18 protein-coding genes and 1 pseudogene are annotated in these 24196 nt (G+C 71.0%); 8 read left to right on the top strand and 11 right to left on the bottom strand.

Annotation, left to right across the window (positions count from 1 at the left end; all coding sequences use genetic code 11):
* Nucleotides 1-312, bottom strand: a pseudogene (locus VF697_RS24825) (hypothetical protein); the annotation flags it as partial.
* A 106-nt stretch (nucleotides 313-418) separates the two neighbouring features.
* Nucleotides 419-1762, bottom strand: a complete 1344-nt coding sequence (locus VF697_RS24820; RefSeq protein ID WP_331099089.1) for a short-chain fatty acid transporter — start codon at nucleotides 1760-1762, stop codon at nucleotides 419-421.
* Nucleotides 1763-2000: 238 nt separating this feature from the next.
* On the opposite strand from VF697_RS24820, the gene VF697_RS24815 reads away from it, so the two are divergent.
* The 3 genes from VF697_RS24815 (at nucleotide 2001) to VF697_RS24805 (ending at nucleotide 6030) form a co-directional block, all read left to right on the top strand.
* Entirely contained in the window at nucleotides 2001-2330 is a 330-nt protein-coding gene (locus VF697_RS24815; protein WP_331099087.1) for a hypothetical protein, read from the top strand.
* 486 nt (nucleotides 2331-2816) lie between these two features.
* Nucleotides 2817-4703, top strand: a complete 1887-nt coding sequence (locus VF697_RS24810) for a protein kinase domain-containing protein (protein ID WP_331099085.1) — start codon at nucleotides 2817-2819, stop codon at nucleotides 4701-4703.
* A 16-nt stretch (nucleotides 4704-4719) separates the two neighbouring features.
* On the top strand, nucleotides 4720-6030 hold the full coding sequence (locus tag VF697_RS24805; protein WP_331099083.1) for an AarF/ABC1/UbiB kinase family protein: 1311 nt from the start codon (nucleotides 4720-4722) through the stop codon (nucleotides 6028-6030).
* A gap of 6 nt (nucleotides 6031-6036) precedes the next feature.
* Here the strand turns inward: VF697_RS24805 and VF697_RS24800 are convergent, their stop codons facing one another.
* Together VF697_RS24800 and VF697_RS24795 are read right to left on the bottom strand one after the other, a co-directional pair.
* Nucleotides 6037-6453 carry a response regulator gene (locus VF697_RS24800; RefSeq protein ID WP_331099081.1) on the bottom strand — a complete coding sequence of 139 codons (417 nt, stop codon included), beginning with the start codon at nucleotides 6451-6453 and terminating at the stop codon, nucleotides 6037-6039.
* Between the two features lie 222 nt (nucleotides 6454-6675).
* Nucleotides 6676-8640, bottom strand: a complete 1965-nt coding sequence (locus VF697_RS24795; RefSeq protein WP_331099079.1) for an ATP-binding protein — start codon at nucleotides 8638-8640, stop codon at nucleotides 6676-6678.
* A 176-nt stretch (nucleotides 8641-8816) separates the two neighbouring features.
* On the opposite strand from VF697_RS24795, the gene VF697_RS24790 reads away from it, so the two are divergent.
* Both VF697_RS24790 and VF697_RS24785 read left to right on the top strand, forming a co-directional pair.
* Nucleotides 8817-9107 carry a hypothetical protein gene (locus tag VF697_RS24790; RefSeq protein ID WP_331099077.1) on the top strand — a complete coding sequence of 97 codons (291 nt, stop codon included), beginning with the start codon at nucleotides 8817-8819 and terminating at the stop codon, nucleotides 9105-9107.
* Between the two features lie 216 nt (nucleotides 9108-9323).
* Complete coding sequence (locus VF697_RS24785; RefSeq protein WP_331099075.1) at nucleotides 9324-10004, top strand: response regulator transcription factor; 681 nt, start codon at nucleotides 9324-9326, stop codon at nucleotides 10002-10004.
* A 232-nt stretch (nucleotides 10005-10236) separates the two neighbouring features.
* Here VF697_RS24785 and VF697_RS24780 read toward each other — a convergent pair whose 3' ends face one another.
* The 5 genes from VF697_RS24780 to VF697_RS24760 all read right to left on the bottom strand — a co-directional run bounded on the left by VF697_RS24780 (nucleotide 10237) and on the right by VF697_RS24760 (nucleotide 17766).
* On the bottom strand, nucleotides 10237-10638 hold the full coding sequence (locus VF697_RS24780; RefSeq protein ID WP_331099074.1) for a response regulator: 402 nt from the start codon (nucleotides 10636-10638) through the stop codon (nucleotides 10237-10239).
* On the bottom strand, nucleotides 10631-13561 hold the full coding sequence (locus tag VF697_RS24775; RefSeq protein WP_331099073.1) for a response regulator: 2931 nt from the start codon (nucleotides 13559-13561) through the stop codon (nucleotides 10631-10633). The genes VF697_RS24780 and VF697_RS24775 overlap by 8 nt, the downstream gene beginning before the upstream one ends.
* A gap of 3 nt (nucleotides 13562-13564) precedes the next feature.
* The gene (locus VF697_RS24770) at nucleotides 13565-14716 is read right to left on the bottom strand and encodes an FIST signal transduction protein (RefSeq protein ID WP_331099072.1); all 1152 of its coding nucleotides are present in this window, start codon (nucleotides 14714-14716) and stop codon (nucleotides 13565-13567) included.
* Between the two features lie 29 nt (nucleotides 14717-14745).
* Complete coding sequence (locus VF697_RS24765) at nucleotides 14746-16533, bottom strand: cytochrome C (protein WP_331099070.1); 1788 nt, start codon at nucleotides 16531-16533, stop codon at nucleotides 14746-14748.
* A 285-nt stretch (nucleotides 16534-16818) separates the two neighbouring features.
* Nucleotides 16819-17766, bottom strand: coding sequence for a HAMP domain-containing sensor histidine kinase (locus VF697_RS24760; RefSeq protein ID WP_331099068.1), 948 nt, complete (start codon nucleotides 17764-17766; stop codon nucleotides 16819-16821).
* A gap of 241 nt (nucleotides 17767-18007) precedes the next feature.
* Between VF697_RS24760 and VF697_RS24755 the strand changes: the two genes are divergently transcribed.
* Together VF697_RS24755 and VF697_RS24750 are read left to right on the top strand one after the other, a co-directional pair.
* Complete coding sequence (locus tag VF697_RS24755; protein WP_331099066.1) at nucleotides 18008-21043, top strand: helicase-related protein; 3036 nt, start codon at nucleotides 18008-18010, stop codon at nucleotides 21041-21043.
* 99 nt (nucleotides 21044-21142) lie between these two features.
* The gene (locus VF697_RS24750) at nucleotides 21143-21928 is read left to right on the top strand and encodes a LysM peptidoglycan-binding domain-containing protein (protein WP_331099063.1); all 786 of its coding nucleotides are present in this window, start codon (nucleotides 21143-21145) and stop codon (nucleotides 21926-21928) included.
* Nucleotides 21929-21973: 45 nt separating this feature from the next.
* Here VF697_RS24750 and VF697_RS24745 read toward each other — a convergent pair whose 3' ends face one another.
* Both VF697_RS24745 and VF697_RS24740 read right to left on the bottom strand, forming a co-directional pair.
* Complete coding sequence (locus tag VF697_RS24745) at nucleotides 21974-22543, bottom strand: hypothetical protein (protein ID WP_331099061.1); 570 nt, start codon at nucleotides 22541-22543, stop codon at nucleotides 21974-21976.
* Between the two features lie 3 nt (nucleotides 22544-22546).
* The gene (locus VF697_RS24740; RefSeq protein ID WP_331099059.1) at nucleotides 22547-23311 is read right to left on the bottom strand and encodes a hypothetical protein; all 765 of its coding nucleotides are present in this window, start codon (nucleotides 23309-23311) and stop codon (nucleotides 22547-22549) included.
* Nucleotides 23312-23550: 239 nt separating this feature from the next.
* Here VF697_RS24740 and VF697_RS24735 point away from each other — a divergent pair, with 239 nt between their 5' ends.
* Entirely contained in the window at nucleotides 23551-24177 is a 627-nt protein-coding gene (locus tag VF697_RS24735) for a hypothetical protein (protein ID WP_331099057.1), read from the top strand.
* Nucleotides 24178-24196: the final 19 nt, after the last annotated feature.

Here is a 24196-nt window from a genome sequence, read left to right as displayed (position 1 = left end):
CACCAGGTAGGACTGCCACACCATCACCGTGGTGTTGGCCTTGACGCCCTCGGCGGGCACCTCGGCGGTGCACTCGAACTTGTTGGGGCCTTCCTTGCCCACCTCGGTGCACAGCTTGGCGTCCACCAGCACCGGGCCCTGGCCCTGGCCCTTGTAGAAGTACTCCCAGGTGCTCTTCACCGCGTCGCCGGACGGAACCTTCACCGGCTCGTGCGCCGGGGCCGCCGCCTCGGGCGCCGCGTCCTGAGCCATCGCCACGCCGCCGAACGCCACCACCGCGCACATCGCCAGCTTCTTCAGATTGCCTGCCATGGTGTTTCCCCCTCGAGTTGGGTTCCCCGGGCCGGCGCAACGGACCGGCCCCGCGCGCGAGTGTCTAGCACAAGACCGACCCGGGCTGGCCAGCGGGGAGGGGCCCTCAGCCCCACAGGAAGAAGGCGAGGGTGACGAGCGGCAGGTAGACGAAGAAGGCCACCAGCAGGAAGCCGAGGATGTCCTTGAACTCCAGCCGCGCCACCGCCAGCAGCGGCAGGGCCCAGAAGGGCTGGATGAGGTCCGTGGCCATGTCCCCCCAGGCGTACGCCAGCACCACCTTCTCCGGCGCCACCCCGAGCGTCCTGGCCGCCTCCAGCAGGTAGGGCGCCTCGATGGCCCACTTGGAGCCACCCGAGGGCACGAAGTAGTTCACCACGCCGCTATAGAGGTAGACGATGGCGGGGAAGCTGGTGGGGGTGGACAGCGAGACGAAGAGCTGGCCGATGCGCTCGGTGAGGCCGGTGGCCTTGAAGATGCCGTAGATGCCCGCGTAGAGGGGGAACTGGAGCACGATGCCGTGCAGCACGCTGGCGGCCTCCTCGCTGGCCTTGAGCAGCCGCGCGGGCGTGCCGTGCAGCAGCACCGCCAGCGTGAGGAAGAGGAAGTTCACCACGTTGAGGTTGATGGCCTTCCAGCCCCCGTTGAGCCACAGGTAGCGCCCGAACCAGAGCAGGCCCAGCGCGCCGAAGACGACGTTGAGCAGCGGGGAGAAGTCCAGCCACACCGCGGGGCTCCGCTCGCGCGGGCGCTGGGGCGGCTGGAAGTCCTGGAGCTGCTCGAGGATGGCCGGGTCCACCCGCACCGTGCGCTCGCCGCGCGGATGCAGCGCCCACGCCAGCAGGGTGAGCACGCCCACCACTCCCAGGGTGAGCCCGAGGTTGAAGGAGGAGAAGAGGGTGCGGGTGATGGGGATGACGCCGAGCTGCTTCTCCAGGAAGTGGCCGGGGGTGGCCACCAGCAGCGGGGCCGAGGCGGACAGGCCGGCATGCCAGGTGGCGCCCAGGCCGAAGTAGGCGCACGCCACCAGCAGGCGGTAGTCCACGTCCGGCTGCCGCCGCACCACGAAGCGCACCAGCATGGCGCTCGCCACCAGCGACAGGCCCCAGTTGATGTAGGCCAGCCCCATGGAGACGGCGGCCATGAGCACCACCGCGCCCCTGGGGCTCCGGGCCAGCCCCGCCAGCCGCACCAGCAGGGCCCGCACCGGCCCGGTGAGGGCCAACAGATAACCGGTGAACATCACCACGGCCATCTGCATGGAGAAGGTGAGCAGCTCCCAGAAGCCCCCGCCCCAGGCGTCCAGCACGCGCGCGGGGGGGGTCTCGGTCCACCCGAGGGCCAGCCCCAGGGTGAGCAGCGAGAGCAGCACCGCGATGGCGAACGCACTGGGCACGAAGCGCGCGGAGAAGCGACCGAGGGCCTCCGCGAAGCGAACGAGTGTTTCCACGGGACGTCGGGCTCCGATGTTCGGGCGAGGGGGCGTGCGCCCCGGAGCACATCTGAGCACGGAGCAGCACGCCTTCCGAGAAATCCCCCACGGGCGCCCTCCCGGCGCCGAGCCGCTCCAATGACAGACAGCGCACGGTCCGGGCCGCTCGGGCGCCGGGAATTCGTTGGGAGGCCAACCTTGCGCGCCCGTCCCTGTCTGGCAATGCGCAACCCCCCACTTGTCCGGCCACGGGACAATGGCCATCTGGGCCCCAATGGCCTACCGCGTCCATATCCCCGTGGAGCTGTGGAGCACCTTGAAGGCGCTCCCCTCGGAGCTCGTCGAGCGATTGCATCGCCGCATCGACGACATCGCCCAGCTGGCGGAGATGGCTCCTCCCCTCAACCCGCTCTGGTTGAAGCTCGGTGCCACCGACCTGCCGCTGCTGCGCTGCGTCGTGGATGGCTACGCCGTCCTCTATGAGGTGGACGAGTCCTGCCGCACCGTCTCCGTGCTCGACGTCGAGAAGGTCGAGGACGACGCGCACTCCCTGTCCTCCAGCCTCATGGCCGCCCACGGGCACTGAGGGCCCGCCCCGCGAGGGCGTCCCGTTTCCCGTCCTGCGGTCCGCGGTCCTGGATGTCCTCTCCCCGTCCGGGTCTCGGGGCGAGATGAATGGCTGTCGCGTGAGTGTTTCACCGGGTGTGTGGGAAGCCGTCCGCCGTCATCGCGCCGTCCACGCCGATGATGCAGCACCGCACCTGTCCTGACGCCACCGCGCCTCCCCCTCCCAGCGTCCGCGTCCCGCGCTTCACCGGGCCCCCTCTCGCCGGACTTCCACGCACTCGTGCTGATCGGCCCGCGGGCCAGGGGCAGGGCAGGAGTCGGTAGAAGTTTCAGCCCCGCTTCGCCGCTTTTTACAGCCTCGTCGAATCATCCCGGTACCACGGAATCAGGGGATACGCACCGATAGTGGCCTGGAGGCGGGGATCATCAACCACTTGGCAACGTACCAACCCCGCGATGCAGGCCCGAGGGGCTCGGCATGAAGCTGGCAAGGAAGAAGGGTGCCGTGACTCCCGACCCCCTGCCGCACTGCTCCTGCCATACCCCGCATCCGGAACTGGCGGAGTGCCCCACCTTCCTGCGGGCCCGCGAGGAGGGGACCAATCAGCCCACGCTGGCGCCCGCGGGTGAGCGCGGTGGGGAGCCGCTGGTGGGCCAGCGCTTCGGCAGCTTCATGGCGCTGCGCGAGCTGGGCCGCGGCGGCATGGGCACGGTGCTGCTCGCCGAGCACGTCCTCATCCCCAAGCGCGTGGCGGTGAAGGTGCTCCACCGCCACCTCGCCGAGGAGCCGGAGCTCGTCGCCCGCTTCCTGGCCGAGGCCCGCGCCATGAGCCTCGTGCAGCACGAGAACGTCGTCACCGTGTACGACCTCGACACGCGCGAGGGCAGCCCCTACTTCGTCATGGAGTACCTGGAGGGGCAGAGCCTCGCCTCCTTCGCGCGCGGGCCGCTGGAGCCCCGCCTGGTGGTGGAGCTGCTGGCCCAGGTGTGCGACGCGCTCGGCGCCGCGCACGCGCGCGGCATCATCCACCGCGACCTCAAGCCCGCCAACCTCTTCCTCGTGCAGGGCCCCAACGGGCGCCACCGGGTGAAGCTGCTCGACTTCGGCATCGCCAAGCGGCTCGTGCGCCTCGAGGGGGAGACGCCCACCCGCACCGGCGTGCTCATGGGCACGCCCGAGTTCATGGCCCCCGAGCAGTGTGGCAGCAAGGAAGTCGACGCGCGCACGGACCTCTACGCGGTGGGGGTGCTCGGCTACCAGCTCCTCACGGGCACCACGCCCTTCTCCGGCAGCAACGCGGCGGAGATCCTCGTGGCCCACCTGCAGCAGACGCCGCGCCCGCCCCACGAGGTGCGCCCGGGGATTCCGCCCGCGCTCTCCGCGGTGCTGCTGCGCGCGCTCGCCAAGCGGCCCGAGGCGCGCTACTCCACCGCCGCCGAGATGCGCGCCGCGCTGGAGTGCTCCATCACCCCGGCGCGCACGCCCGCGCCCCTGTTCCTGGACGGCGTCACCTTCACCGCGCGCGTGCCCGTGCACGGCTCGCTGGGCGTGCGCGAGTACTCCTGTGAGCGCGTGGGCCGCACCGGCCTCTTCCTGCGCACGGGGGACGCGCCGCCGCCGCTGCTCGCCGACGTGTCCATGCTGCTGCGGCTGCCCGGGGGCGAGCTGCCCTGCACCGGCCAGGTGGTGCGCCACGTGACGGCCGAGCAGGCCCAGGCGTGGAACATGGTCCCCGGCTTCGGCGTGGAGCTGCGCGACACCACGGTGGCCTTCCAGCAGACCTTCGCCCGGCTTCTGGCGGGGGAGAAGCCTCCCGAGGCCACGCCTCCCTCCGCCCAGGACGACGCCCGCGCCGAGCCCGTGCTGCGCGAGTTCCGCCAGCGCCTCGTCGGCGACCACTACACCGTGCTGGGCGTGCCCCGGGACGCGGACGCCGACACGGTGCGCACCCACGCCCGCGAGGCCCGCAACCGGCTCGAGCCGCTGCTCGCCCTCTCCCTGTCTCCTGGCCAGCGTGCCCTCGTGCAGCGCGGGCTCGCCAAGGTGGCCGAGGCGCTCCTGGTGCTCGGCCACGTGGACCGTCGCGTGGAGTACGACGCGGAGCTGCGCAACGTGGACGGCGTGCTGCGCTGCCTCGCCGCCGGCCTCACCGTCACCGCCCTGGAGGCGAGCCGCCGGCGCTACCTCGCGCGCCACCCGGAGACGGAGGGCCACTCGGTGCTGCACCTGGCCTCCGGAGATGCCTTCCGGGCCGCCGGCCGCTCCACCGAGGCGCTCGCCGCCTACGAGGCCGCCCTCCGGGTGGATCCGCTCCACCTGGAAGCGCTCAAGCGCTGGAATGCCCTCCGGGCGAGGATGCGTGCCGGTGCGGTGACCGCGTCGCACCGTTAGTATCGGTCGCGCACGCATGGCCTCCGACCCTTCCGACCTCGACGACACGCTCCCCACCCAGGGGCGCTTCACCCGCTTCCGCAAGCTGGCGGGCCTCTCCGCGCAACTCAGCGCGGACGTCCTCAAGAATGGGGCGAAGCGGCTCGTCGGGGAGGAGCCGGAGCTGTTCAGCAAGGCCTCCGCCGAGAAGCTGGTCTCCACGCTCGGGGAGCTCAAGGGCGCGGCCATGAAGCTCGGCCAGGCCCTGTCCATGGACACGGAGCTGCTCTCCCCCGAGGTGCGCCAGGTCATCGCCCGCCTGCAGAACGAGGCCCCGCCCATGCCCTACGAGGTGGTGGCGCGGGTGCTCCGCGAGGAGCTCGGCGAGGCCCCGGAGGTCCTCTTCCGCGAGTTCGAGCGCACGCCGCTGGCCGCCGCTTCCCTGGGGCAGGTGCACCGCGCGGTGCTGCACGATGGCAGGCGCGTGGCGGTGAAGGTGCAGTACCCCGGCATCGCCGACACGCTGGCCGGGGACATGGACAACCTCGGGCTGGTGGTGAAGACGGTGTCCAAGGCCTCGCGCCTCACGGATGGCACCGCCTATTTCCGCGAGCTGCGCGAGGAGATGCTGCTGGAGACGGACTACCGCCGCGAGGCCCGCCTGTGCGCCGCCTTCGCCCAGAGCGTGGCCCGCCTGCCGGAGCTCAAGGTGCCCGACGTCATCCCCGAGCGCACCACCGGGCGCGTGCTCACCCTGGAGCTGCTCCAGGGCCGCACCCTCAAGGACTGGGTCGTCTCCGAGCCCTCCGCCGCCGAGCGCTTCCGCGTGGCGCGCCTGCTCATCCTCGCCATTTATGGGCCCTTCTTCACCCACGGCGAGATGCACGCGGATCCGCACCCGGGCAACTTCATGGTGCTCGACGACGGGCGGCTGGGGCTGCTCGACTTCGGCTCCATCAAGCGCTTCTCCCCGCGCTTCGTGGACGCCAACCGGCGCATGTTCCTGCACGCCGTGAAGCTCGAGTCCATGGACGTGCTCGGGCTGAGCCGCGAGGTGGGCTTCACCTCGGAGCTGCCGGACGCGGAGGCCGCCGCCCTCATCCAGGAGGTGCTGCACATCGCCGGGCGGCCCATGCGCGCCTCGCCCTACGACTACGCCACGTGCTCCATCACCCGCGACATGAAGCTGCACTTCGCGCGCAACGCGGCCCGCTTCCTGAAGATCCGTCCGCCCGCCGAGGGCGTCATGTTCTTCCGCTCCACCGGTGGGCTGGCGCAGAACCTGCGACTCATCGGCGCGCGGGGCGACTTCCGGAGCGTCTACCAGGAAGTCGCCGCGCTCTTGTGAGCGGGGCTACTGGGCGCTGGTGCTCGCCGCGGCGGGCAGCTTGCTCTTCTTGTAGATGCTGATGAGCCTGCGGGCCAGCGCCTCGCCCTGGGTGCTCTTGGAGATGTAGCCGTCCGCGCCCGAGGCCAGCGCGAGCGCGCGCAGCTTGGACTCGTCCGAGGCCGAGTAGAGGATGAAGCGCGTGGTGGCCGGGGCCTGGTTGCGCGCCAGCGACAGCACCCTGTCGCCGCTGAGCGCCGGGATGTTCACGTCCAGCAGCACCAGGTCTGGCATCGCGTGGCGCACCAGATTGGACACTCCCAGTGACGAGCGGTGGGTGCGCACCTCGAAGCCGTACGCGTTCAGCGTCCGCTCCAACAGCATGAGCTGGTCCACATCGTCGTCCACCACGAGGACACGAATCTTGTTCTCGCTCTCGGACATGGGCTCCCCTTGGTGATGGGCAAGAAGGTTTCGTGGAGGCAGCCGGAGGGCTGCGAGAATCCAGGATACTCGTCCCGCCCACGCAGTTTGATGCCTGCCTCCCCGTGAAGGAAGCCGGGGGACCCGAAATCCAACGTCCCAACCCGAGGGGAGGCGCAATGCCTGGAATATTCCAGGGTTACGACGTTGGCGAGACGGGAAAAGTCCGGGAAGTCGGAGCGCTCACGGACGCCGCGGAGCCATCCGGGGCAGCCGCACGGTGAACACCGTTCCCTCCTCGCGACTCGAGCGCACCTCGACGGTGCCCCCGTGGGCGGTGGCGATCTGCTGGACGATGAAGAGCCCGAGCCCCAGCCCGGAGGAGGCCGAGCCCGCGCGCGACCCGCCCCGGCGGAAGGGCTCGAAGAGCAGGGGCAGCAGCTCGGCGGGGATGGGCTCTCCGCGGTTGCCCACCTCCAGGCGCACGCGCTCCCCCTCGTCCTGGAGGGACAGGGTGACGGGGGTGCCCTCGCGGCTGTAGTCGAGGGCGTTCTTGAGGAGGTTGCCGATGAGCTGGGCCAGCCGGTCCAGGTCCCACTCGCCCTGGAGGTTGCCCCGGGCCTCCAGCCGCAGCTCCCGGTCCGGGTGGGCCACCTCCAGCTCGCCCACGACGCGGCGGCCCAGCGGGTCCAGGTCGGCCGGGGCCGGGGTGATGGGGATGCCGCCCCCCAGCCGCCCGCGGGTGAGATCCAACAGGTCGGCGATCATCCGCCCCATCTGCTCGGCGTTGAGGGCGATGCGCTGGGCCAGCCGCAGGGCGCGCTCCGGCAGCGTCTCCTGGCGCAGCAGCAGGTTGGCCGACAGGTTGATGACGCTCAGCGGGTTGCGCAGGTCATGACTGACGATGCCCAGGAAGCGCTCGCGGAACTCCGCCGTCTGGCGCAGCCGCTCCTCGAAGCGCTTGAGGTCGGTGATGTCCACCACCGCCGTGCCCACCATGAGGGTGCGGCCCTCGCGGTCCTTCACCGGCGTGTAGCTCACCAGGAAGTAGCCCAGCTCTCCCTTCCGGCCGGGCGTGCGGACCGCCAGCTCGACGTTGAGTACCGGCTCGCCCGTCTCGAGGACGCGCCGGTAGTAGGGCTCGGTGGGGGCCGCCAGCTCCGGGACGACCTCGTGGGCGATGCGCCCGAGGTGCTGCTCCACGGGCAGGCCGTGGAGGGCGGCGAGCGCGGGGTTGATGCGCACGTAGCGCAGCTCCCGGTCCAGGAAGGACAGGCCCACCGGCGCGGTGTCCAGCAGCGTGTCCAGCAGCGCCAGGGCCTCCTCGCGCTCCTTCTCCAGGGCGCGCCGCAGCGCCACGTCCCGCGCGGAGAGCAGCGCCCCGGCGAGGGTACCGTCGGGCCGTCGCAGGGGCCCGGCCGTGACGGAGAGGGGCAGCCGCGTGCCATCCGGACGGCGGACCCACAGGATCAGGTCCCGCACGAACTCGCCCTGGAGCGCGCGGTAGAGCGGCACCTGCTCCAGCGGGAGCGGGCGGCCCTCCTCGTCGGTCAGCCCGTAGCGCTCCACCCACTCCGCGCTGCCCACGACCCGCAGGGGCACGCCGTGCTGGCGCTCGGCCTCGGGGTTGAGGATCCGCAGCACGCCCTGGGCATCCGCCATGATGATGCCATCGCCGCTCTGCGCGATGATGCGCTCGAGCAGGGCCCGCTGCTCCTCGGTCTCGGCCCGGGCCTGGCGCTCGCGGGCCAGCAGCTCCGCGCGCTCCTGGTCCGCCGTGCGCTGCCGCGCCTCCTGCCAGCGCCGGGCCTCGGAGACGGTATCGCTCATGGCGAGGTCCAACGCGCGGTGGACGAGCCGCTGCTCCTGAAGGGAGAAGGGCCCCCCGAGCTCCTCCTGCAGCTCCAGGATGCAATCGCGCAGCAGGCCGTACTCGCGGACGATCTGCGCGAAGTCGTAGCCGAGCTCGAGCCGTTGGAGCCGGTGCTGCTCCGCCCTCTGCCGCACCTGGCTGGGCGCCGTCTGGGGCGCTCCTCCCGCCAGGGTGTGCTGGAGCAGGACGCTCAGCTCCTCGAGCAAGGCGGGCACCGTGTCGATGATGGCCGAGCGCGTCAGCCCTTCCGTCGGGAAGTGGGACCGCACCGCGCGCTCGAAGCGCCGCAGGATGTCCTCCCGCCGCGTGGCGAGGAGCTCGGCCAGTCCACTCATGAAAGGCAAGCCTACCGCTTCTGGCACGGGCCGCGTGGATGGAGTCCAGCCAGCCATTGAAGAGGCAGGACTCGGGGGAGGGTTGTCGCGCCGCGTCCAGCGCCGCGCGCTCCGGCCCCGCGCCTGTTCACCAGTACAATTCACATCTGGGGGATAGTGGCCAGAGTGTAGGACAAATGTCCTTCGCCATTCATATCGACCAGCCCTTGACCCTCCTACTGGAGGAACTGCCCGTCCAGGTGCGGGCCTCGCTCCAGGCCCATCTCCAACGCATCGCCGAAGTCGCCGAGTACCTGTCGCCCGAGGATCCGCGCTGGGAAGAGATGGCGCACCCGGACGGGGATGGCCTGCGCACCTACGTGGCGGGTTGCTGCGTCCGCCTCCACCTGCTGCCCGGTCGGCGACAGGTGCGGGTGGAGCAGATTGGCCGTGTCCGCATCTCCCTCTCCCAGCTGGCGCCCTGCTGACAGACGCCTGCTCGCCCGGTCGCTGAACTGTTGGGCAGTTCACGATGGGTGTGCGTCCTGGCGGACAGAGGGTTTTCCAGTCTCCATGCACCTGTCCAGTTGCATCATTAGAATCCATTTTGGATAAAGGTGCGCCCACGGTGATTGAATCCGGAAATCCGGAAATCCGGAAATCCGGAAATCCGGGTGTCCGGGGGCTGGGGAAAGGAGTCCCTCATGGGAACGGGACGGATTCGGGTGGGAATCCTGGAGGACCAGCAGGTCCTTCGGGAGAGTCTGACGTCCATCTTCGAGAGCTCGGGGATGGAGGTGGTCGCCCGGGGCTCGGACGTGCAGGGGTTCCTGGAGCAGATTCAGGAGACCCAACCGGACGTGGCGCTCATCGACGTGCGGCTCGAGCGCTCGGACAGCGACGAAGTCGGCGACGGTCTGAAGGTGGTGGAGCGGCTGAGGGACACGCAGTCCCGCACGCGCCCGCTCGTCCTGACGATGTTCCGGGAGCTGCCGCTGCTGGAGCGCTGCTTCCAGGCGGGTGCCGCCGGCTACCTGTGCAAGCTCAACGTGAGCTGCTCCGAGCTGGTCTCCGCCGTGGAGCAGGTGGCCCGCGGTGAGTGGCTCGTCCCGCCGGAGCTGGTGAATCCCCCGCAGCCGTCCAAGCCGGAGGAGCACGCCTCGATGCGCGACAGGCTCACGCCCCGGGAGCGCGAGGTGTTGAGCATGGTGGCGGCCGGTTCCGACAACCTGCAGATCGCCGCGCGCCTCACCATCACCGAGCGCACGGTGAAGGCCCACGTCTCCAACCTCTACCGCAAGCTGCGGGTGCAGAACCGCGTGGAGATGGCCATGGTGGCCTGCCAGATGGGGCTGGCGAGTCCCGGGGACACGCAGCGCCTGTAGCCGCGCGCGCTCCCCTGTACCGTTGGACGGTGTACTCCAGCACACTGTGACGGGAAGGGGCCCGCGCCCACCTTGAGTCTCGGCAGGCCGAGTTCCCTCCGGCCCTGCCGGGACCGCGAGCCGTTGCCTCCCTCCAGCGTGTTCGTCCCGGGTCCCGTTGTCCTCAGTCCCCTCCGGCCCGGGGCAGGGCCGTCCCTCCCTGCCCCGGCCGAGCCTTCCCAACGAAGGAGGCTCAGGCGGACAGGGGGCGCCCCTGGTTGCGGATGGCGGTGAGCTTGCGGATGAGGTCGGCGCCCTGGACGCTCTTGGAGAGGTAGCCGTCCGCGCCGGAGGCCAGCGCGAGCGAGCGCAGCTTGGACTCATCCGACGCCGAGTAGAGGATGAACTTCGTGCCCTGCGGCGCGTAGCGGCGGGCCAGGCTCACCACCTGGTCGCCCTTGAGGGCGGGGAAGTTCACGTCCAGCAGTACCAGGTCCGGCTCGCTGTTGCGTACCAGGTTGGACACGCCCAGCGCCGAGTTGTGCGTCTGCACGTCGAAGCCATGGGCGCTCAGTGTCCGGCGGACGAGATCCAACTGGTCTGGATCGTCGTCCACCACGAGGACACGGACCTTGGGTACTGCTGCGTCAACCATGAGTTCTCCCCAGGTGCTTGCGGATGGTCTCGAGCAGCTGCTCGCGATCCAAGGGCTTGGTGAGGTAGGCGTTGCACCCGACGGACGTGGCCTTCTCCTGGTACTCGCGGCCGGCGTGGGCGGTGACGGCGATGACCGGGATGGTGGCGGCCATGGGCAGCTGCCGCAGGCGCCGCGTGGCCTCCCAGCCGTCGATGCGCGGCAGGGACAGGTCCATCAGGATGAGGTCCGGCGTGTCACGCCTGACGCGCTCCACGCCCATCTCGCCGTCCTCGGCCTCCAGCACCTCGAAGAGGCCCCCGAGGTAGCGGCGGACGATGTCGCGGTTCTGCGGGTTGTCCTCGATGTAGAGGATGCGCGGCAGGCGACCGGCGCGCTGGGCGCTCTGCTTGAGGAGCAGCCCCTTGGCCTGACCGATGACGTCCTCCAGCGCGTGGCCGCCCTTCTGGACGAAGCCAGCGAAGCCGTCGCGCAGCACGGCCTGCTCCTCGAGGGAGAGCGTCTTGCCGGTGAGCACCACCACCGGGACGTTGAGCTTCTCGGCGCGCAGGCGGCGCAGCACCTCGAAGCCGTCCAGGTTGGGCATCATCAGGTCCAACACCACGAGCGTGGGCGGGGAGACGCGCGCCTTGAGCAGGGCGTCCTCGCCGTTGTGGGCCTCGGTGGTGGAGAAGCCGGCGCGGCGCAGGGAGCGGCTGACGAGCTCACGGGTGGAGGCGTCGTCGTCCACCACCAGCACCTCGCCCGCGCCGGTGGTGGTGCCGATGCTGCGGCGCACCACGTCCACCAGGTGGTCCGGCTCGACGGGCTTGATGAGGTACTCGCACGCCCCGAGCGAGAAGCCGCGCGCCCGCTGCTCCTCCACGGAGATGATGATGACGGGGATGCGCGCGAGGTCCGGCTCGCTCTTGAGGGTGGACAGCACGGTCCAGCCGTCCAGGCGGGGCAGGTAGAGGTCCAGCACGATGGCCTGCGGGCGCAGCTCGCGGGCCTTCTTGAGCGCCTCCAGGCCGTCGGAGGCCGTCACCACGTTGAAGCCCGCGGGGCCGAGCTGCCCGGCCATCAGCTGCTGCACGAGCAGGTCGTCATCCACCACCAGCACCGTGCCGCCCGTGGCCATGGGCGCGAGCGCCGCCGCCACGTCCTGCACGGCCACGGGCCTGTCCAGCTCGCGCGAGTCGCCCAGCCCCTCGCCCTCGAGGACGCCGGTCAGCCGCACCGTGAAGGTGGTGCCGCGGCCCAGGATGCTGTGCACCGCCACGGTGCCGCCCAGGATCTTGCTCAGCTCCCGGACGATGGCGAGCCCCAGCCCGGTGCCGCCCACCTTGCGCGTGGTGGAGCCGTCCACCTGGCGGAACTTCTCGAAGATGAAGGGCACCTGGTCCGAGGGGATGCCGATGCCCGTGTCCTCCACGGTGAAGACGGCCTCGGGGCCCTCGGCGCGCACGCTCAGGGCGATCTCCCCGGACTCGGTGAACTTCGCCGCGTTGGACAGCAGGTTGAGGAGGATCTGCCGCAGCTTGAGCGCGTCCGTGCGGACGTACTGCGCCTTCTCCTCGATGTGGAGCGTGAGCGCGACGTCCTTGCCCTTGAGGTACTCCTTGACGGTGGACGTGCACTCCTCGCCCAGCTCCTGCATGTCCACGCGCTCGACGACCACCTCGGCGCGGCCGGCTTCGATCTTCGACAGGTCGAGGATGTCGTTGATGAGCGCCAGCAGCGTCTGGGCGTTCTTCTTCACCACGTTGAGGTCGCGCCGGCCGTGCGCCGTGAGCCGGCTGCCCTCCTCGCGCGAGAGCAGATCGCAGTAGCCGATGATGCCGTTGAGCGGCGTGCGGATTTCGTGGCTGAAGTTGGCGAGGAACTCGCTCTTGAGCCGGGCGGAGGACTCGGCCTCGCGCGCGCGCTCCTCCTCGTTGCGCTTGGCGATGGCCAGCTCGGTGGCCAGCCGGTCCAGGTCCTCGTTCTGCTGGCGGATGATCTCCATCTGGAGGGCGCGCTGCTGGTAGCTCGCCAGGGTGCGCGCGGACACGGCGCGGCTCTTCTTGAGCTCCTCCAGGTTCTCCGCCAGGCGCCGGTTGGCCTCCTCCAGCTCGGCCTGGGACTTGCGCAGCTTCTCCTCGGAGTGCATGCGCTCGGTGACGTCGTCGGTGATGCCCAGCACGTAGCGGACCTCACCGGCGTCATCCAGCAGCGGCAGCTTGCGGGTGGCGAAGATGCGCTCCTCGTTGCCCACCAGCGCCACCTCCTCGAAGACCTTCATCTTCTTGGTGGTGATGATCTCCGTGTCGATGGCCACGAAGGCGTCGGCGATGTGCGGGGGCATGTAGTCATGGTCCCGCTTGCCGTACAGCCACTCCTTGGTCATCTGGAACATGCCGGCGAGCGTCTTGTTGACGACCCGGATGCGCCGCTCCTCGGCGTCCTTGGCGAAGAGGACGAAGGGGAGGTTGTCGACGATCTGCTCCAGCAGCCAGCGCGAGCGCTGCTGCTCCTCCTCGGCCCGCTGGTGCTGGCGGCGCTCGATGGCGCGCTTGAGCTCGCGGCGGACCACGGGGACGATCAGCGCCAGCCTGTCCAGCTCCAGGTAGCTGCAGGCCCCGGCCTCTTCCATGGCCGCGCGCATCTCCGCCTCGTCCCAGACGGAGGCGAGCACGACGAAGGGGAGATCCGCGACCTGCTCGCGCAGCCGCGGCGCCACCGTGCGGAAGCCCAGCCCGGGCAGCCCCGGGCCCCCGACGGCCAGGTCCCAGGGCTTGTCCAGCGCCGCCTCGAGCTGCTCGGGCGTGGAGACCCGCTCCGCGGCCACATCCACCCCGGAGCCGCGCAGCAGCTCCAGGACCCGGGTGGACTCCGCCTCGCTGGTGACGAAGAGCAGCCGGGGCAGCTCAGTGCCCGTCGCGGCAGGCGCCTCTGTGGTCATCGGTCAGTTTCCCCCGAACGCCAGGACGGTCAGCGTCGTGTTGATGTGGAACCCCGAGTAGATCTCGAAGTGCACATTCATGCCAGCCGCCGAGGGTGCGTGGCGCAAGGTGTCGGCAAGCTGGGGGGCCATTCCAACCATGTGGGAATAATACATGCGACCGCCACAATGGAACAACAGGGCGGCCTGGGGATTCTGGACGCGGCGGGGCAGCTCCTCCTGGAAGAAGGAGCGGGTGGCGCCGGCGATGTCGCCCACCTTCATCAGCTCCAGCTCGGTGCCCTCCTCCAGGAGGTTGGCGAAGAGCAGCGAGCCGTCCGGCAGGGGCTTCCAGGCGGCGCGGATGAAGTACTCGCGGCCCACCTTGAGGGCGGTGGGCTGGGCGGCGAAGCCCTTGGGCTTGCCGTACTCCAGCTCCTCCAGGGGCACGCCGAGCAGCTCGGAGTAGCGCAGGGCGGCCGGCTTGCCGTCGATCTCCAGGGCGCGCTGGGCGCTGTCGTCCACCTTGGTGATGACGAGGCGCTCGCCGGTGGGCACGTACCAGTGCGAGCGCAGGGCGGCCCAGGGGGCGTTGGTCTTGAAGAGGGCCACCAGCACGCCGTCGGTGGCCACCTCGCCGTCCACGTGGAGCTGGGCGGACTGGAGCTTGTCGTCCGAGGCGCCGCCCCCCACGAGGATGAGGGTGGGGTTCTTCTCGAGGATGCCGAGGAGCAGCTCCTCCTTCTTGTAGCGGAAGCCGTCGTCGATCACGAGGCCGACGAACTTGCGCGAGTCGACGTCCTGCTGGCGCACGCCCAGGTCCTGGGCGGCGCGCTTCATGGCGGTGGCACCCGCGCCCACCGCGTCCAGCGTCAGGCCGGTGCCCAGGCCCAGGCCCACCTCGAAGTCCCCCGAGAGCGCGCCCAGCACGACGCTGCCCTGGTAGATGCCCTGGTTGTCCAGCTCGCCGCCGGTGGTGGCGCCCACCAGGCGCGTGCCCGGGGGCAGCCGCTCGCGCAGGGCGCGGTTGAGCGCGAGCTGGTCCCTCTCCCGCGAGGCGAAGAGGGTGACGAGCTTGGGCGTCGCCCCCCCTTGAAGCTGTCTGACGAGGTCCTCGGCGGCCGCGACGGGCTCCGTCTGCGTGGTACGGGCCGTCTGCATCTTCACGATTGCCAAGGAGGACCTCCGGGGGGAGGGCGGCGGCGCTAGAAGCCGCTGCCCGGGTGGGTTTTATGGCAGCTACCGGTGCACTGCTGGAAGGACTCGCGCCCGCCGCCCACGTACAGGTGCTCGATGGGCCCGAACTTCTCCACGTGGGAGTCGGGGTAGCTCTTGTGGCACGAGAGGCAGGCGGCCTTGCTGGTGCGCTGGGTGCTCTCCTGCGACAGGTGGCAGGAGGAGCACTTCTCCAGGGGCGCGTCGAAGCGGCCGCGCGAGTGGACGAAGTGCGTGCGCACCGCGACGGGGCCCTCCAGCTCGAAGGAGAGCGGGGCGTGGCAGGTGGTGCAGGTGGCGCGGTCGTCGGTGGCGTGCAGCACCTGGCCCAGCTCGCCGCCCTGCACGTGGCAGGTGTCGCACTTGCCGGTGGTGAGCGTGGCCTCGGTGTGCTGGGTCGTGCCGACCTGGATTTCCACGGTGCGGCTGGCGGGGAGGTCCTCGCCCAGGTAGACGCGGCGGGCCTTCACCGTCACCCGGTAGGTGCCCGGCTCGGCGTTGGCCGGCAGCTGGTGCGTCCAGGTGTCGCTCACGGGCGCGAACCAGCCGGCGTGGCTCGGGTCATACGCGCCGCCGAACGTGTCGTTGGCCGGGGGCACGAGCGAGGCCTGGGCGAGGACGCCGTCGCGCTCGGGCGTGGCGATGCTGATGACATCATCGGGCCCGAGGAAGGACTCCAACTCGACGATGTTGCGCAGGGGCTGGATGCGGTGGGCAGGGCCGATGAAGGACACCGAGAAGTTCCGCTCGCGATGCTTGCGACGATAGTACGTGGCGGCCGGCTCGGAGAAGCCCCGGTAGTACTCGATGCCGGACTGGATCTGCCCGGAGAGGAACTCGAAGTAGGTGGGCAGGCTGCCGGCCGGGTGCAGGGGCTTGCCGGCCCCGTCCCGGAGCGTCATCTGGAACGTCACCGCGGAGCCGGGCGCGTAGGTGCCGTCGGCGCGCGGCGGGGTGAGGGCCTTGATGTCGATGGAGAAGCCGTAGCCCCAGGTGGGGTTGTGCACCTGCTCCACGGGGATGAGGTAGGAGGCGCCCTGGCGCGCCGACCAGTCCAGGCGCAGGGCGCGGGTGTCCGCCGAGAGGGTGAAGGGGGTGGCGCCGGTGCGCGCGTTGCGAACCTCGACGAGCGCCTCCTCGGTGAAGTTGCTCGCGCCGGTGCAGTCCTTGGCCGAGCGGCAGTTGTGCGTCCACTGGATGGCGCGCAGGCGGCGGATGAAGAAGTCGTCGTTGGACTTGCGCTTGTCCTCGCTGCCCAGGCGCAGGACGAGGGCCTTGCCGGTGGCGCGACCCTCGGCGTTCACCGGCTGCACGGTGAAGACGCTGGGCTGCTCCATCCACTGCGCGCCCCGGTAGAAGCGGCGGCGGGTGAAGGTGCCGTCCATGTTGGCGGCCAGGGAGCGGTCGTCGTCGGCGAGCTCCACGCCCTGCCAGGCGAGCGAGGCGAAGTCACCCGCGGTGCGCAGGCCATTCACGCCCTGGTCCACCGAGGTGGAGATGGCGGCGCGCAGGTCGATCTGGTTGATGAAGAACGTCTCGCCGGCCTTCACCTTGAGGGAGGCGGGCACGCCGTTGTCCACTTCGAGCGCCAGTCCCACGGGGCTCCTGGCCGGAGCGGGGCGCGCGGCCTCCTCCAGGGACTGGGCCACGCGGGAGGCGGCCTGCTCGGCTCCTTCACGCTCCGCGCAACCCGTCGCGAGCAGGGCCAGTGCCGCGAGCCACAGGCCCCTCCGAAGCCCCTTCACCACCGGGGTGCGGACAGTCCTCTGCGACGGCACACAATGCGCTCCAGTTCCGCTCATGGCGGCCCCTCCTCGCTATCGTTGCGGCGGGCGCGGACTACGCCCGGGCTGTTTCGCGCCAGCGGCTCTCGTCCCGACCCACCAGGTCGGAGCGCTGGGTTCCGAGCCGTTCCCTGTCAACCAGGAAACAGCTCGATTCGAGCAACGACAGAATAAAGTGTTTCCCCCTGGAATTTCAACTTCCGGGAGAAAATTAAGTATTCCCTGGAGTCCGGATTGTACAGTTCTGCGGGAACGCACCGCGTCAGGAGACACGGCACGTCAAGCGGAGAACTGCGGCAGCTCGACGGTGAAGGTGGAGCCGGCCCCGGGACGGCTGGAGACGCGGATGGTGCCGCCGTGGGCCTCCACGAGCTGGCGGACGATGTAGAGGCCCAGCCCGGTGCCGGGCTGTCCGGTATCACCCAGCCGCTCGAAGCGGCCGAAGAGCCGCCCCTGCGCCTCGGGAGGGATGCCCCTGCCGTGGTCGCGCACCTCGAGGCGCACGCGGCAGCCCTCGGCGAGGACGTGGACCTCGATGGGCTGGCCCTGGCCGAACTTGAGGGCGTTGCTCAGCAGGTTGGTGGCCACCCGGTCCAGGCGCTGGCGGTCCCACCGGCCGCGCACCGGGCCCGACGCGTGGACCACCAGGGGCGTGCCCGCGGCGGCGGCCTGATCGGCGAAGCGCTCGGCCACCTCGCGGGTGAGGGCGGCCAGGTCCAGCTCCCCCAGCGCCAGCTCGAGCCGGCCCGCGGACAGCCGCGAGAGGTCCAGCAGGTCGTGCAGCAGCAGGCCCATGCGGCGCGTCTCGCGCTCGGCCTTGGCGAGGGCCTCCAGGGCGCGGGCGTCCGGGGGCAGCTGGCCGCGCAGCCGGTGCAGGCGCAGCTGGAGCGACGTCAGGGGGTTGCCCAGGTCGTGCGCGGCCACCCCCACCAGCTCCAGGGCGGCCTGGACCTGGGCGCGCAGCCGGGCGTTCTCCTGGGTCAGCGCCGCGGGGTGGGGCGGCTCGGGGTGGAGCGTCTGCCGCAGCGTCCAGCCCAGCGCGCACCCCAGCGCCAGCGCCACGAAGCCCGTCGTCATCACCAGCAGCCGGAGCCCGCTGGCCCTCGGGTCCAGCGAGGGCAGGGGACCCGGGGCCAGGAGCAGCAGCCCCAACACGGTTCCCATCGACAGCGTCGACAAGAGCAGGCTCGCGCCGGCGCGCGGCGCGATCGGATGACTTGGCGGCATGTGGCTTCCCCCCCAGCGGCCCCGAGTCCGGGGTCACAGGCCCGTGCACCTTGCCCGGGGCGTGCCTGTCGAGAAATCACCCTCGCGGACAGGTCCGCGTCCGATAGATGACAGGCGCATCGCCCCGGAGTACGAGGCCGGGCCGAAATTCGCGGGGTTCGCGGGATGGCCAGGGGGGCCTCCCGAGGTTATGAGCGAACCCTCTTTTTTCCTTTCCCAGTCGAAGGGCTCGCTTCCGACCATGTCCCTCGTTCCAGGCAACAAGGTCCGTTACCTCCCCCAGCCCGATTGGGGCGTGGGGCACCTCCTCTCCATCGAGGATGCGGGCGCCAAGGCGCTCGTCCTCTTCCCTGCCCGGGAGGGGGAGCCGGTGCTGGTGTCCACCAAGGGCGGGGCCCTGGTGCCCCACGCGCTGATGAAGGGGGAGCCCGTGCAGACGGCCAAGGGCCGGCGGGCCACGGTGATCGGCGAGGAGGAGGGCGGCCGCGGCCTGCGCCGCTACGTCATCCGCTACGCGGACACGGGCGAGGAGGACGAGATGCCCGAGTCCGAGGTGCACGCGCTCGCCCCGCGCTCGGATCTGCTCTCCACGCTGCGCGAGGGCCGGGTGGGGGATGCGCGCGCCTTCGCCCTGCGCAAGCAGGCGCTGGTGCTGGACGACGAGCGGCGCTGTGACGCGCTGGGCGCGCTGCTGGCCAGCCGGGTGATGGTGAAGCCGCACCAGGTGGGCGTGGTGCAGCGCGTGCTGAGCGCGCGCCGGCCGCGCTTCGTGCTCGCCGACGAGGTGGGCCTGGGCAAGACGATTGAGGCGGGCATGGTGTTCAGCGCCCTGCGCCTGTCGGGGCTCGCCCGGCGCGTGCTGGTGGTGGCCCCCAGCCACCTCACCGTGCAGTGGCTGGTGGAGCTGTTCCACAAGTTCAACCAGCTCTTCACGCTGATGGACTCGGAGCGCTACGCGCAGTCGCTCAAGGAGCTGCCCACGGTGTCGCCGTGGGCGCGCTTCCCGCTGGTGGTGACGAGCCTGGAGATGCTCGCGCGCGGCGAGGAGCACCGCGAGGCCGTGGCCGACGAGGGGGCCTTCTGGGACCTGGTCATCATCGACGAGGCGCACCACCTCAAGGGCGAGAAGGCCTTCGAGGCCGCCGAGGGGCTGGCGGCCAACAGCTGGGGCCTGCTGCTGCTCACGGCGACGCCGATGCAGTTGGATCCGGCCGAGTACCACGGGCTGCTCACGCTCATCGACGCGGCGACGGCGCCCACGGTGAAGGGCTTCGAGCAGCGGCTGGCGCGCCAGGAGGAGCTGAGCACGGCGGTGCGCGGGCTGCTGGAGGGCAAGGACGCGGCGGGCGCGGTGAAGGCCCTGGCCGCGCGCTTCCCGGAGGACCCGAAGCTCGCGGGGCTGAAGGAGCGAGACGCGCTGCTCCAGCACCTGGCGGAGACATACAGCCTGTCGGACCGGCTGGTGCGCAACCGGCGCGCGGTGGTGGGCGGCTTCTCCACGCGCCGCCTGCACCGCCACCCGGTGACGCTGTCCGCCGAGGAGCTGAAGACGCGCGACGCCGCCCTGGCCGCGCTCGCGGACTCCACCCTGCGCGGCGCGCCCCTGGGCAATCTGCTGCGCCGGCTGGAGTCCAGCCCCGCCGCCTTCGGCGAGGCCCTGCGCACCAACAAGGCCCTGGCCGGCGTGGCCGGCAGCCTCAAGCTGCCCGCGCGTGACGCGAAGTTCAGCGCCTTCCTGGAGGTGCTGCGCGGGGTGTGGGGCTCGGAGCCGAGCGCCAAGGTGCTCGTCTTCACCGAGAGCCGGGACACGCTGGAGAACCTGCGCGCGGAGCTGGGGCGCGAGGGGATTGAAGCGCTCGCCTACCATGGCGACCTGCCCATGGTGGAGCGGGACCGGCAGGTGGCGCGCTTCCGCGACCCCGAGGGCCCCAAGGTGCTGCTGTGCACCGAGGTGGGCGGCGAGGGCCGCAACTTCCAGTTCGCGCACCACCTGGTGCACTACGACCTGCCGTGGAGCCCGGCGACGGTGGAGCAGCGCATTGGCCGCCTGGACCGCATCGGGCAGAACCACCCCGTGGAAATCCACGTCTTCGACCCGGCGGGCACGCTGGCCTCGGACGTGCTGATGCTGCTGGCGGACGCGGTGGGCGTCTTCGGCGAGACGGTGGGCGGCCTGGACGCGGTGCTGGAGGAGGTGGAGGAGCGGCTCACCGAGCTGGCGCTGCTGCCGCGCGAGTCGCGCATGGCGTACGCCTCGGAGCTGAAGGCGCGGGTGGAGACGGCGCGGGCGCAGGTGAAGCGCGCGTATGACCCGCTGCTGGACATCCGCTCGTTCGACCGCGAGGCGGTGGCGCGGCTGGTGACGCGCGCCCAGGAGCGCATGGGCGTGGAGGCCGACGAGGAGGACGAGTCGACCCTCGAGGAAGGCCTGTGGAGCGTGGCGCGCGACCTGGACGAGCGGCTCGAGGAGTCGGTGACGGAGCTGGCGCGCCGGGTGGGCATCGGCGTGGACACGGACGAGCAGGTGGACGCCTTCCAGTGCGCGCTGCACTTCGGCCACGCGCTGAAGGTGGAGGGCCTGCCGGGCATCGACATCACCGAGGACCGGACGGTGCTGGGCACCTTCTGGCGCGACACGGCGGTGGAGGCCGAGGAGCTGGAGTACTTCGCCACGGGCCACCCCATCGTCGAGGCGCTGTTCGGCTTCCTGCGCGACGGGCCGTACGGGCGCAGCGGGGCGCGCTTCATCGAGAGGCGCGGGCCGATGAAGGCGCGGGGCCTGGAGCTGCTCTACCACGTGCAGATGCCGGAGCCCGAGGACACCTCGCCGGGCGCGCGCGTGCCGAGCCGGCAGATCGCCCGCTTCCTGGAGCGCACCCTGGTGCACGTGGCGGTGGTGGAGGGCCCCACCGGCCCGAAGGCGGACACGGCCGTGCTGCCCGCGCTGGAGGCCGAGGGCAAGGCGCTCAAGGGCGACGAGGTGCTGCGCCTCTTCCCGGGCTTTGGCGCCTTCGTGGACACCGGCGTGCCGGTGGCGCAGCAGGCCGCCGAGGCCGAGCTGAAGAAGCTCCAGACGCGGGCGCGCAAGGCGATTGAAGCCGAGCGCGACGGGGCGCTGGAGCGGATGCGGCTGTCGCTGACGCACCAGGGACTGGAGGCCGAGGCCGTGGAGGGTCAGCTCGCCGCCGAGCGCACCCACTACGAGCGGCTGCTGACGGCGCTGGCGGGGGCGAAGGTGGTGCTCGACGCCGCCTGCGGCTTCGTCATCAACCGCTAGATTTTCTCGCCCCCAAGCAACTCGGTTTCGCTCGCCGCGAGAATGGAGGGGAGAGCTTTACTCCACATTTCTCCCCCCTTTTCTCGCGGGTCCTTCCAAATGAGCATCCACACCATCCGTCGTGGCGACACCCTCTCGGCGCTCGCGAGGAAGTACGGGACCACGGTTGGCCAGCTCGCCAAGGCCAACAACATCAAGAACCCCGACCTCATCATCACGGGGAAGAAGCTCAACATCCCCGGCTCGCGCGACAGCTTCGAGCCCGCGCCGACGGGCAGGCCGACGGCGGGGCGCAATCCGACGACCAGTGGCCCCCAGAGCGCGGGCCCCGTCTCGGGTCCGAGCAACGCGGCTCCTGGCAGGGGCGTCTCCGAGGCCCAGCTGCGGCAGATCATGCCCAACCTGTCGGCGGCGAAGGCGAAGGAGTACCTGCCGCACATCAACCGCGCCATGGCCGAGGCCGGCATCAACACCCCCAAGCGCCAGGCCGCCTTCCTCGCGCAGCTCGGGCACGAGAGCGGCGGGCTGCGCTACATGGAGGAGATTGCCTCGGGCTCCGCGTACGAGGGCCGCCGGGACCTGGGCAACACGCAGCCGGGCGACGGCGTGCGCTTCAAGGGCCGTGGCCCCATCCAGCTCACCGGCCGCTCCAACTACGCCGCCGCCGGCCGGGCCCTGGGCCTGGACCTGGTGAACAACCCCCGTCAGGCCGCCACCCCCGAGGTGGGCTTCCGCACCGCCGCCTGGTTCTGGAACTCGCGCAACCTCAACAGCTACGCGGACTCCGGCAACTTCCGGGAGCTCACCCGCCGCATCAACGGTGGCTACAACGGGCTCGCCGATCGCGAGGCGTACTACCGCCGCGCGCTCGCCGCGCTGAACTAGGTGGAGGCGCGCCGGGAGCGATGAGCCCCCCGCGCGCTGCCGCTCTCAGGCGCGCAGCTTCTCGCGCAGCGTCTTGGCCCGGCTCTGCGTGTCCGGGTCCGAGCTGGTCAGCTCGATGCCCTTGAGTCGCTGGTCCAGGCTCTTGGGCAGCTTCGCCTTCACCAGCTTGCCCTCGGCCTCCATCCCCTCCAGCTTGCCCAGCGCCTTGTCCGCGATGCGCTCGCGGGGGTGGCCCAGCAGGCTGTCGAGGAAGTACGGGTCGTCGGGCAGCTCGGGGTACTTCTCCAGGTAGTCCAGCACGCCCTGGGCCCAGGCCCGCGGGTCCTCGGCGGACTCCATCAGCTTCTGCATGGCCTGCTTCTGCGCCTTGCGCTTGCCCTCGGGGTCGAAGGTCTTCGCCAGCCCCTCGGGCAGCTCGCCGCCCGTGAAGAGCGCGTCCGCCGCCGCCTTGTACTTCTGGTAGGACGCGCTGCGCTCGATGCGCTGCTGCGCGGGGTCGTCCTGCCGGGAGGTGTGGCCTCGGCCCTTGCCGCGCCCGGCGTCGATCTCCCGCCAGCTCTTCGTCCGCTTGCCGGAGAAGCCCCCGCCGCCCCCATCGTCCTTGTCACGTGCCATTCATCACTTTCCCTTCCGAGCACTCCACAGCGCCGCCATGCCGCGCTTCACCAGGGTGCGGACCTTCGTCAGCTCCTCGGGTGCCAGGGGGTGCTCCTCGTCCTGCTCCGCCTCGAACAGCGCCTCGTCCGCGTACGCGGTGAGGGCCGCGGGCACTGGCGGAACCTCCGTGCCCGAGTCTTCCATCGCCTTGGCCGCCACGCTCGCCAGTCCCTGCGGCCAGCCGAGCTCCAGCATGGCGTGCAGCTCGAAGAGCAGGTGGCGGGCAGCGCCATATCCTTCGTCCGTGAGCCCCGCGGCGTCAAGCTCACCCAGGAGCGCGTCCTGCTTGTTTTCGAACGCATCGTGCAGGCGGGTGCGCGCCTTCTCGTCGTCCTCCAGGTAACGCCAGGCGGCCTCCACGAATGCCGTGTCCGGCTCGCCCGGGGCGAAGGCCGGGGGCGCCGGGACCTTCTCCTTCTTCGGACGCGGGGGACGCGGCCCGTCCTCCAGACGCACCGGCTTGCCTTCCTCCACCAGGTCCCACAACCCGAGCAGGTTCTGGAAGAGGCGGCGGGCCAGCTCGGGAGAGCCGAAGCGCGGCTCCTTCTCGAAGAGGTCGGAGATGACCTCCTGCGAGGGGCGCCCCTCGGCGTGGGCCTGCCGCATGTGGGCCAGCACCGTCAGGCTGTCGTGCGAAGTGCCCGCGAGCTCCAGCAGCCCGTCGAGCACCGGCGCGCCTTCGAAGTGGCGGACGAAATCCATTCCTTTGGAGCGAGAGCGACTCATGAGGTGCACACCGTAGCGCCCGGACGGCGGCGAGGCACGTGGCCTTCGCCGTGCCAGGCGATGCCTCCAGGCCCAAGCATAGGGACGCCCACGCTCCCTCGCCCGGGTTGTCTCGCGCAGACCGGCCAGGGGGTCAGCGGCATGCCCGACCCGTCCTGTCCTGGACACGCGCGCTTCCGTTTGCCCGCGTCCGGTCCTAGGCTCGCCCGCCGTACATGAGCGAACCGTCGTCCGAGAGAGTGAAGGCCGCGATCCTGGCGCTGTTCCAGGCGCGTCCCATGGAAGGCCCTCCGGGTGACGACGGGCAGCGCTCCGTCTGGCACCTGTCCAACCACGGCGCGGAGCTGCTCTCCTTCGTGGATGGCGAGGGGCGCGTCCAGCGCCAGGAGTTGACGCTGCTGGACGAGCACTGCGTGTGGACGAGCGGCGTGGGCCTGCGCACCGGCCGCGTGGAGCAGGAGGGCGCCGCGCGCGCCGACACCAGCGTCGTCCACCCGGACGCCCAGCTCGTTCCCGCCCGGCTGCTGCGCGCCGCGCTCGCCCTCGAGAACTACCAGGGCGAGGATCGCTACATCCTCCACATCCAGCGGGTGCTCGCGCTCGCGCGCCAGGGGCTCGTGCTCTCCGGAGGCGCCGCCGCCGCGGCTCCCGCCCCCGGGGGGTTCGCTCCCGCTCCGGGGGCCCCGGCTCCCCCGAGGACTTCGCCTCACGCCCCCGCTCCCGTCGCTCCGTCCTCGCTGCCGGCCCCGGAGCCGTTCATCGACCCCGTGATGCTCCGTCGGCAGAAGACCGAGGGCCTGACGATGCTCATCGTCCTCGGGCTGGGCCTCATCGTGGGCGTGGCGTTGCTGCTGTGGATCGTCTGAGGCCCCTGGAGGCCCGCGC

The sequence above is a fragment of the Archangium sp. genome, assembly GCF_036388035.1.
Lineage (GTDB): Bacteria > Myxococcota > Myxococcia > Myxococcales > Myxococcaceae > Archangium.
Note: the sequence above shows the minus strand (reverse complement) of the source record. Positions and strands in the feature narration are given on the sequence as shown.

Excerpts from the sequence above, each read along its gene's own strand:
- VF697_RS24815 (WP_331099087.1), top strand. The coding sequence starts at position 2,001 with ATGGCCATCTGGGCCCCAATGGCCTACCGCGTCCATATCCCCGTGGAG.
- VF697_RS24805 (WP_331099083.1), top strand. The coding sequence starts at position 4,720 with ATGGCCTCCGACCCTTCCGACCTCGACGACACGCTCCCCACCCAGGGG.
- VF697_RS24800 (WP_331099081.1), bottom strand. The coding sequence starts at position 6,453 with ATGTCCGAGAGCGAGAACAAGATTCGTGTCCTCGTGGTGGACGACGAT.
- VF697_RS24795 (WP_331099079.1), bottom strand. The coding sequence starts at position 8,640 with ATGAGTGGACTGGCCGAGCTCCTCGCCACGCGGCGGGAGGACATCCTG.
- VF697_RS24790 (WP_331099077.1), top strand. The coding sequence starts at position 8,817 with ATGTCCTTCGCCATTCATATCGACCAGCCCTTGACCCTCCTACTGGAG.
- VF697_RS24785 (WP_331099075.1), top strand. The coding sequence starts at position 9,324 with ATGGGAACGGGACGGATTCGGGTGGGAATCCTGGAGGACCAGCAGGTC.
- VF697_RS24780 (WP_331099074.1), bottom strand. The coding sequence starts at position 10,638 with ATGGTTGACGCAGCAGTACCCAAGGTCCGTGTCCTCGTGGTGGACGAC.
- VF697_RS24775 (WP_331099073.1), bottom strand. The coding sequence starts at position 13,561 with ATGACCACAGAGGCGCCTGCCGCGACGGGCACTGAGCTGCCCCGGCTG.
- VF697_RS24760 (WP_331099068.1), bottom strand. The coding sequence starts at position 17,766 with ATGCCGCCAAGTCATCCGATCGCGCCGCGCGCCGGCGCGAGCCTGCTC.
- VF697_RS24755 (WP_331099066.1), top strand. The coding sequence starts at position 18,008 with ATGTCCCTCGTTCCAGGCAACAAGGTCCGTTACCTCCCCCAGCCCGAT.
- VF697_RS24750 (WP_331099063.1), top strand. The coding sequence starts at position 21,143 with ATGAGCATCCACACCATCCGTCGTGGCGACACCCTCTCGGCGCTCGCG.
- VF697_RS24745 (WP_331099061.1), bottom strand. The coding sequence starts at position 22,543 with ATGGCACGTGACAAGGACGATGGGGGCGGCGGGGGCTTCTCCGGCAAG.
- VF697_RS24740 (WP_331099059.1), bottom strand. The coding sequence starts at position 23,311 with ATGAGTCGCTCTCGCTCCAAAGGAATGGATTTCGTCCGCCACTTCGAA.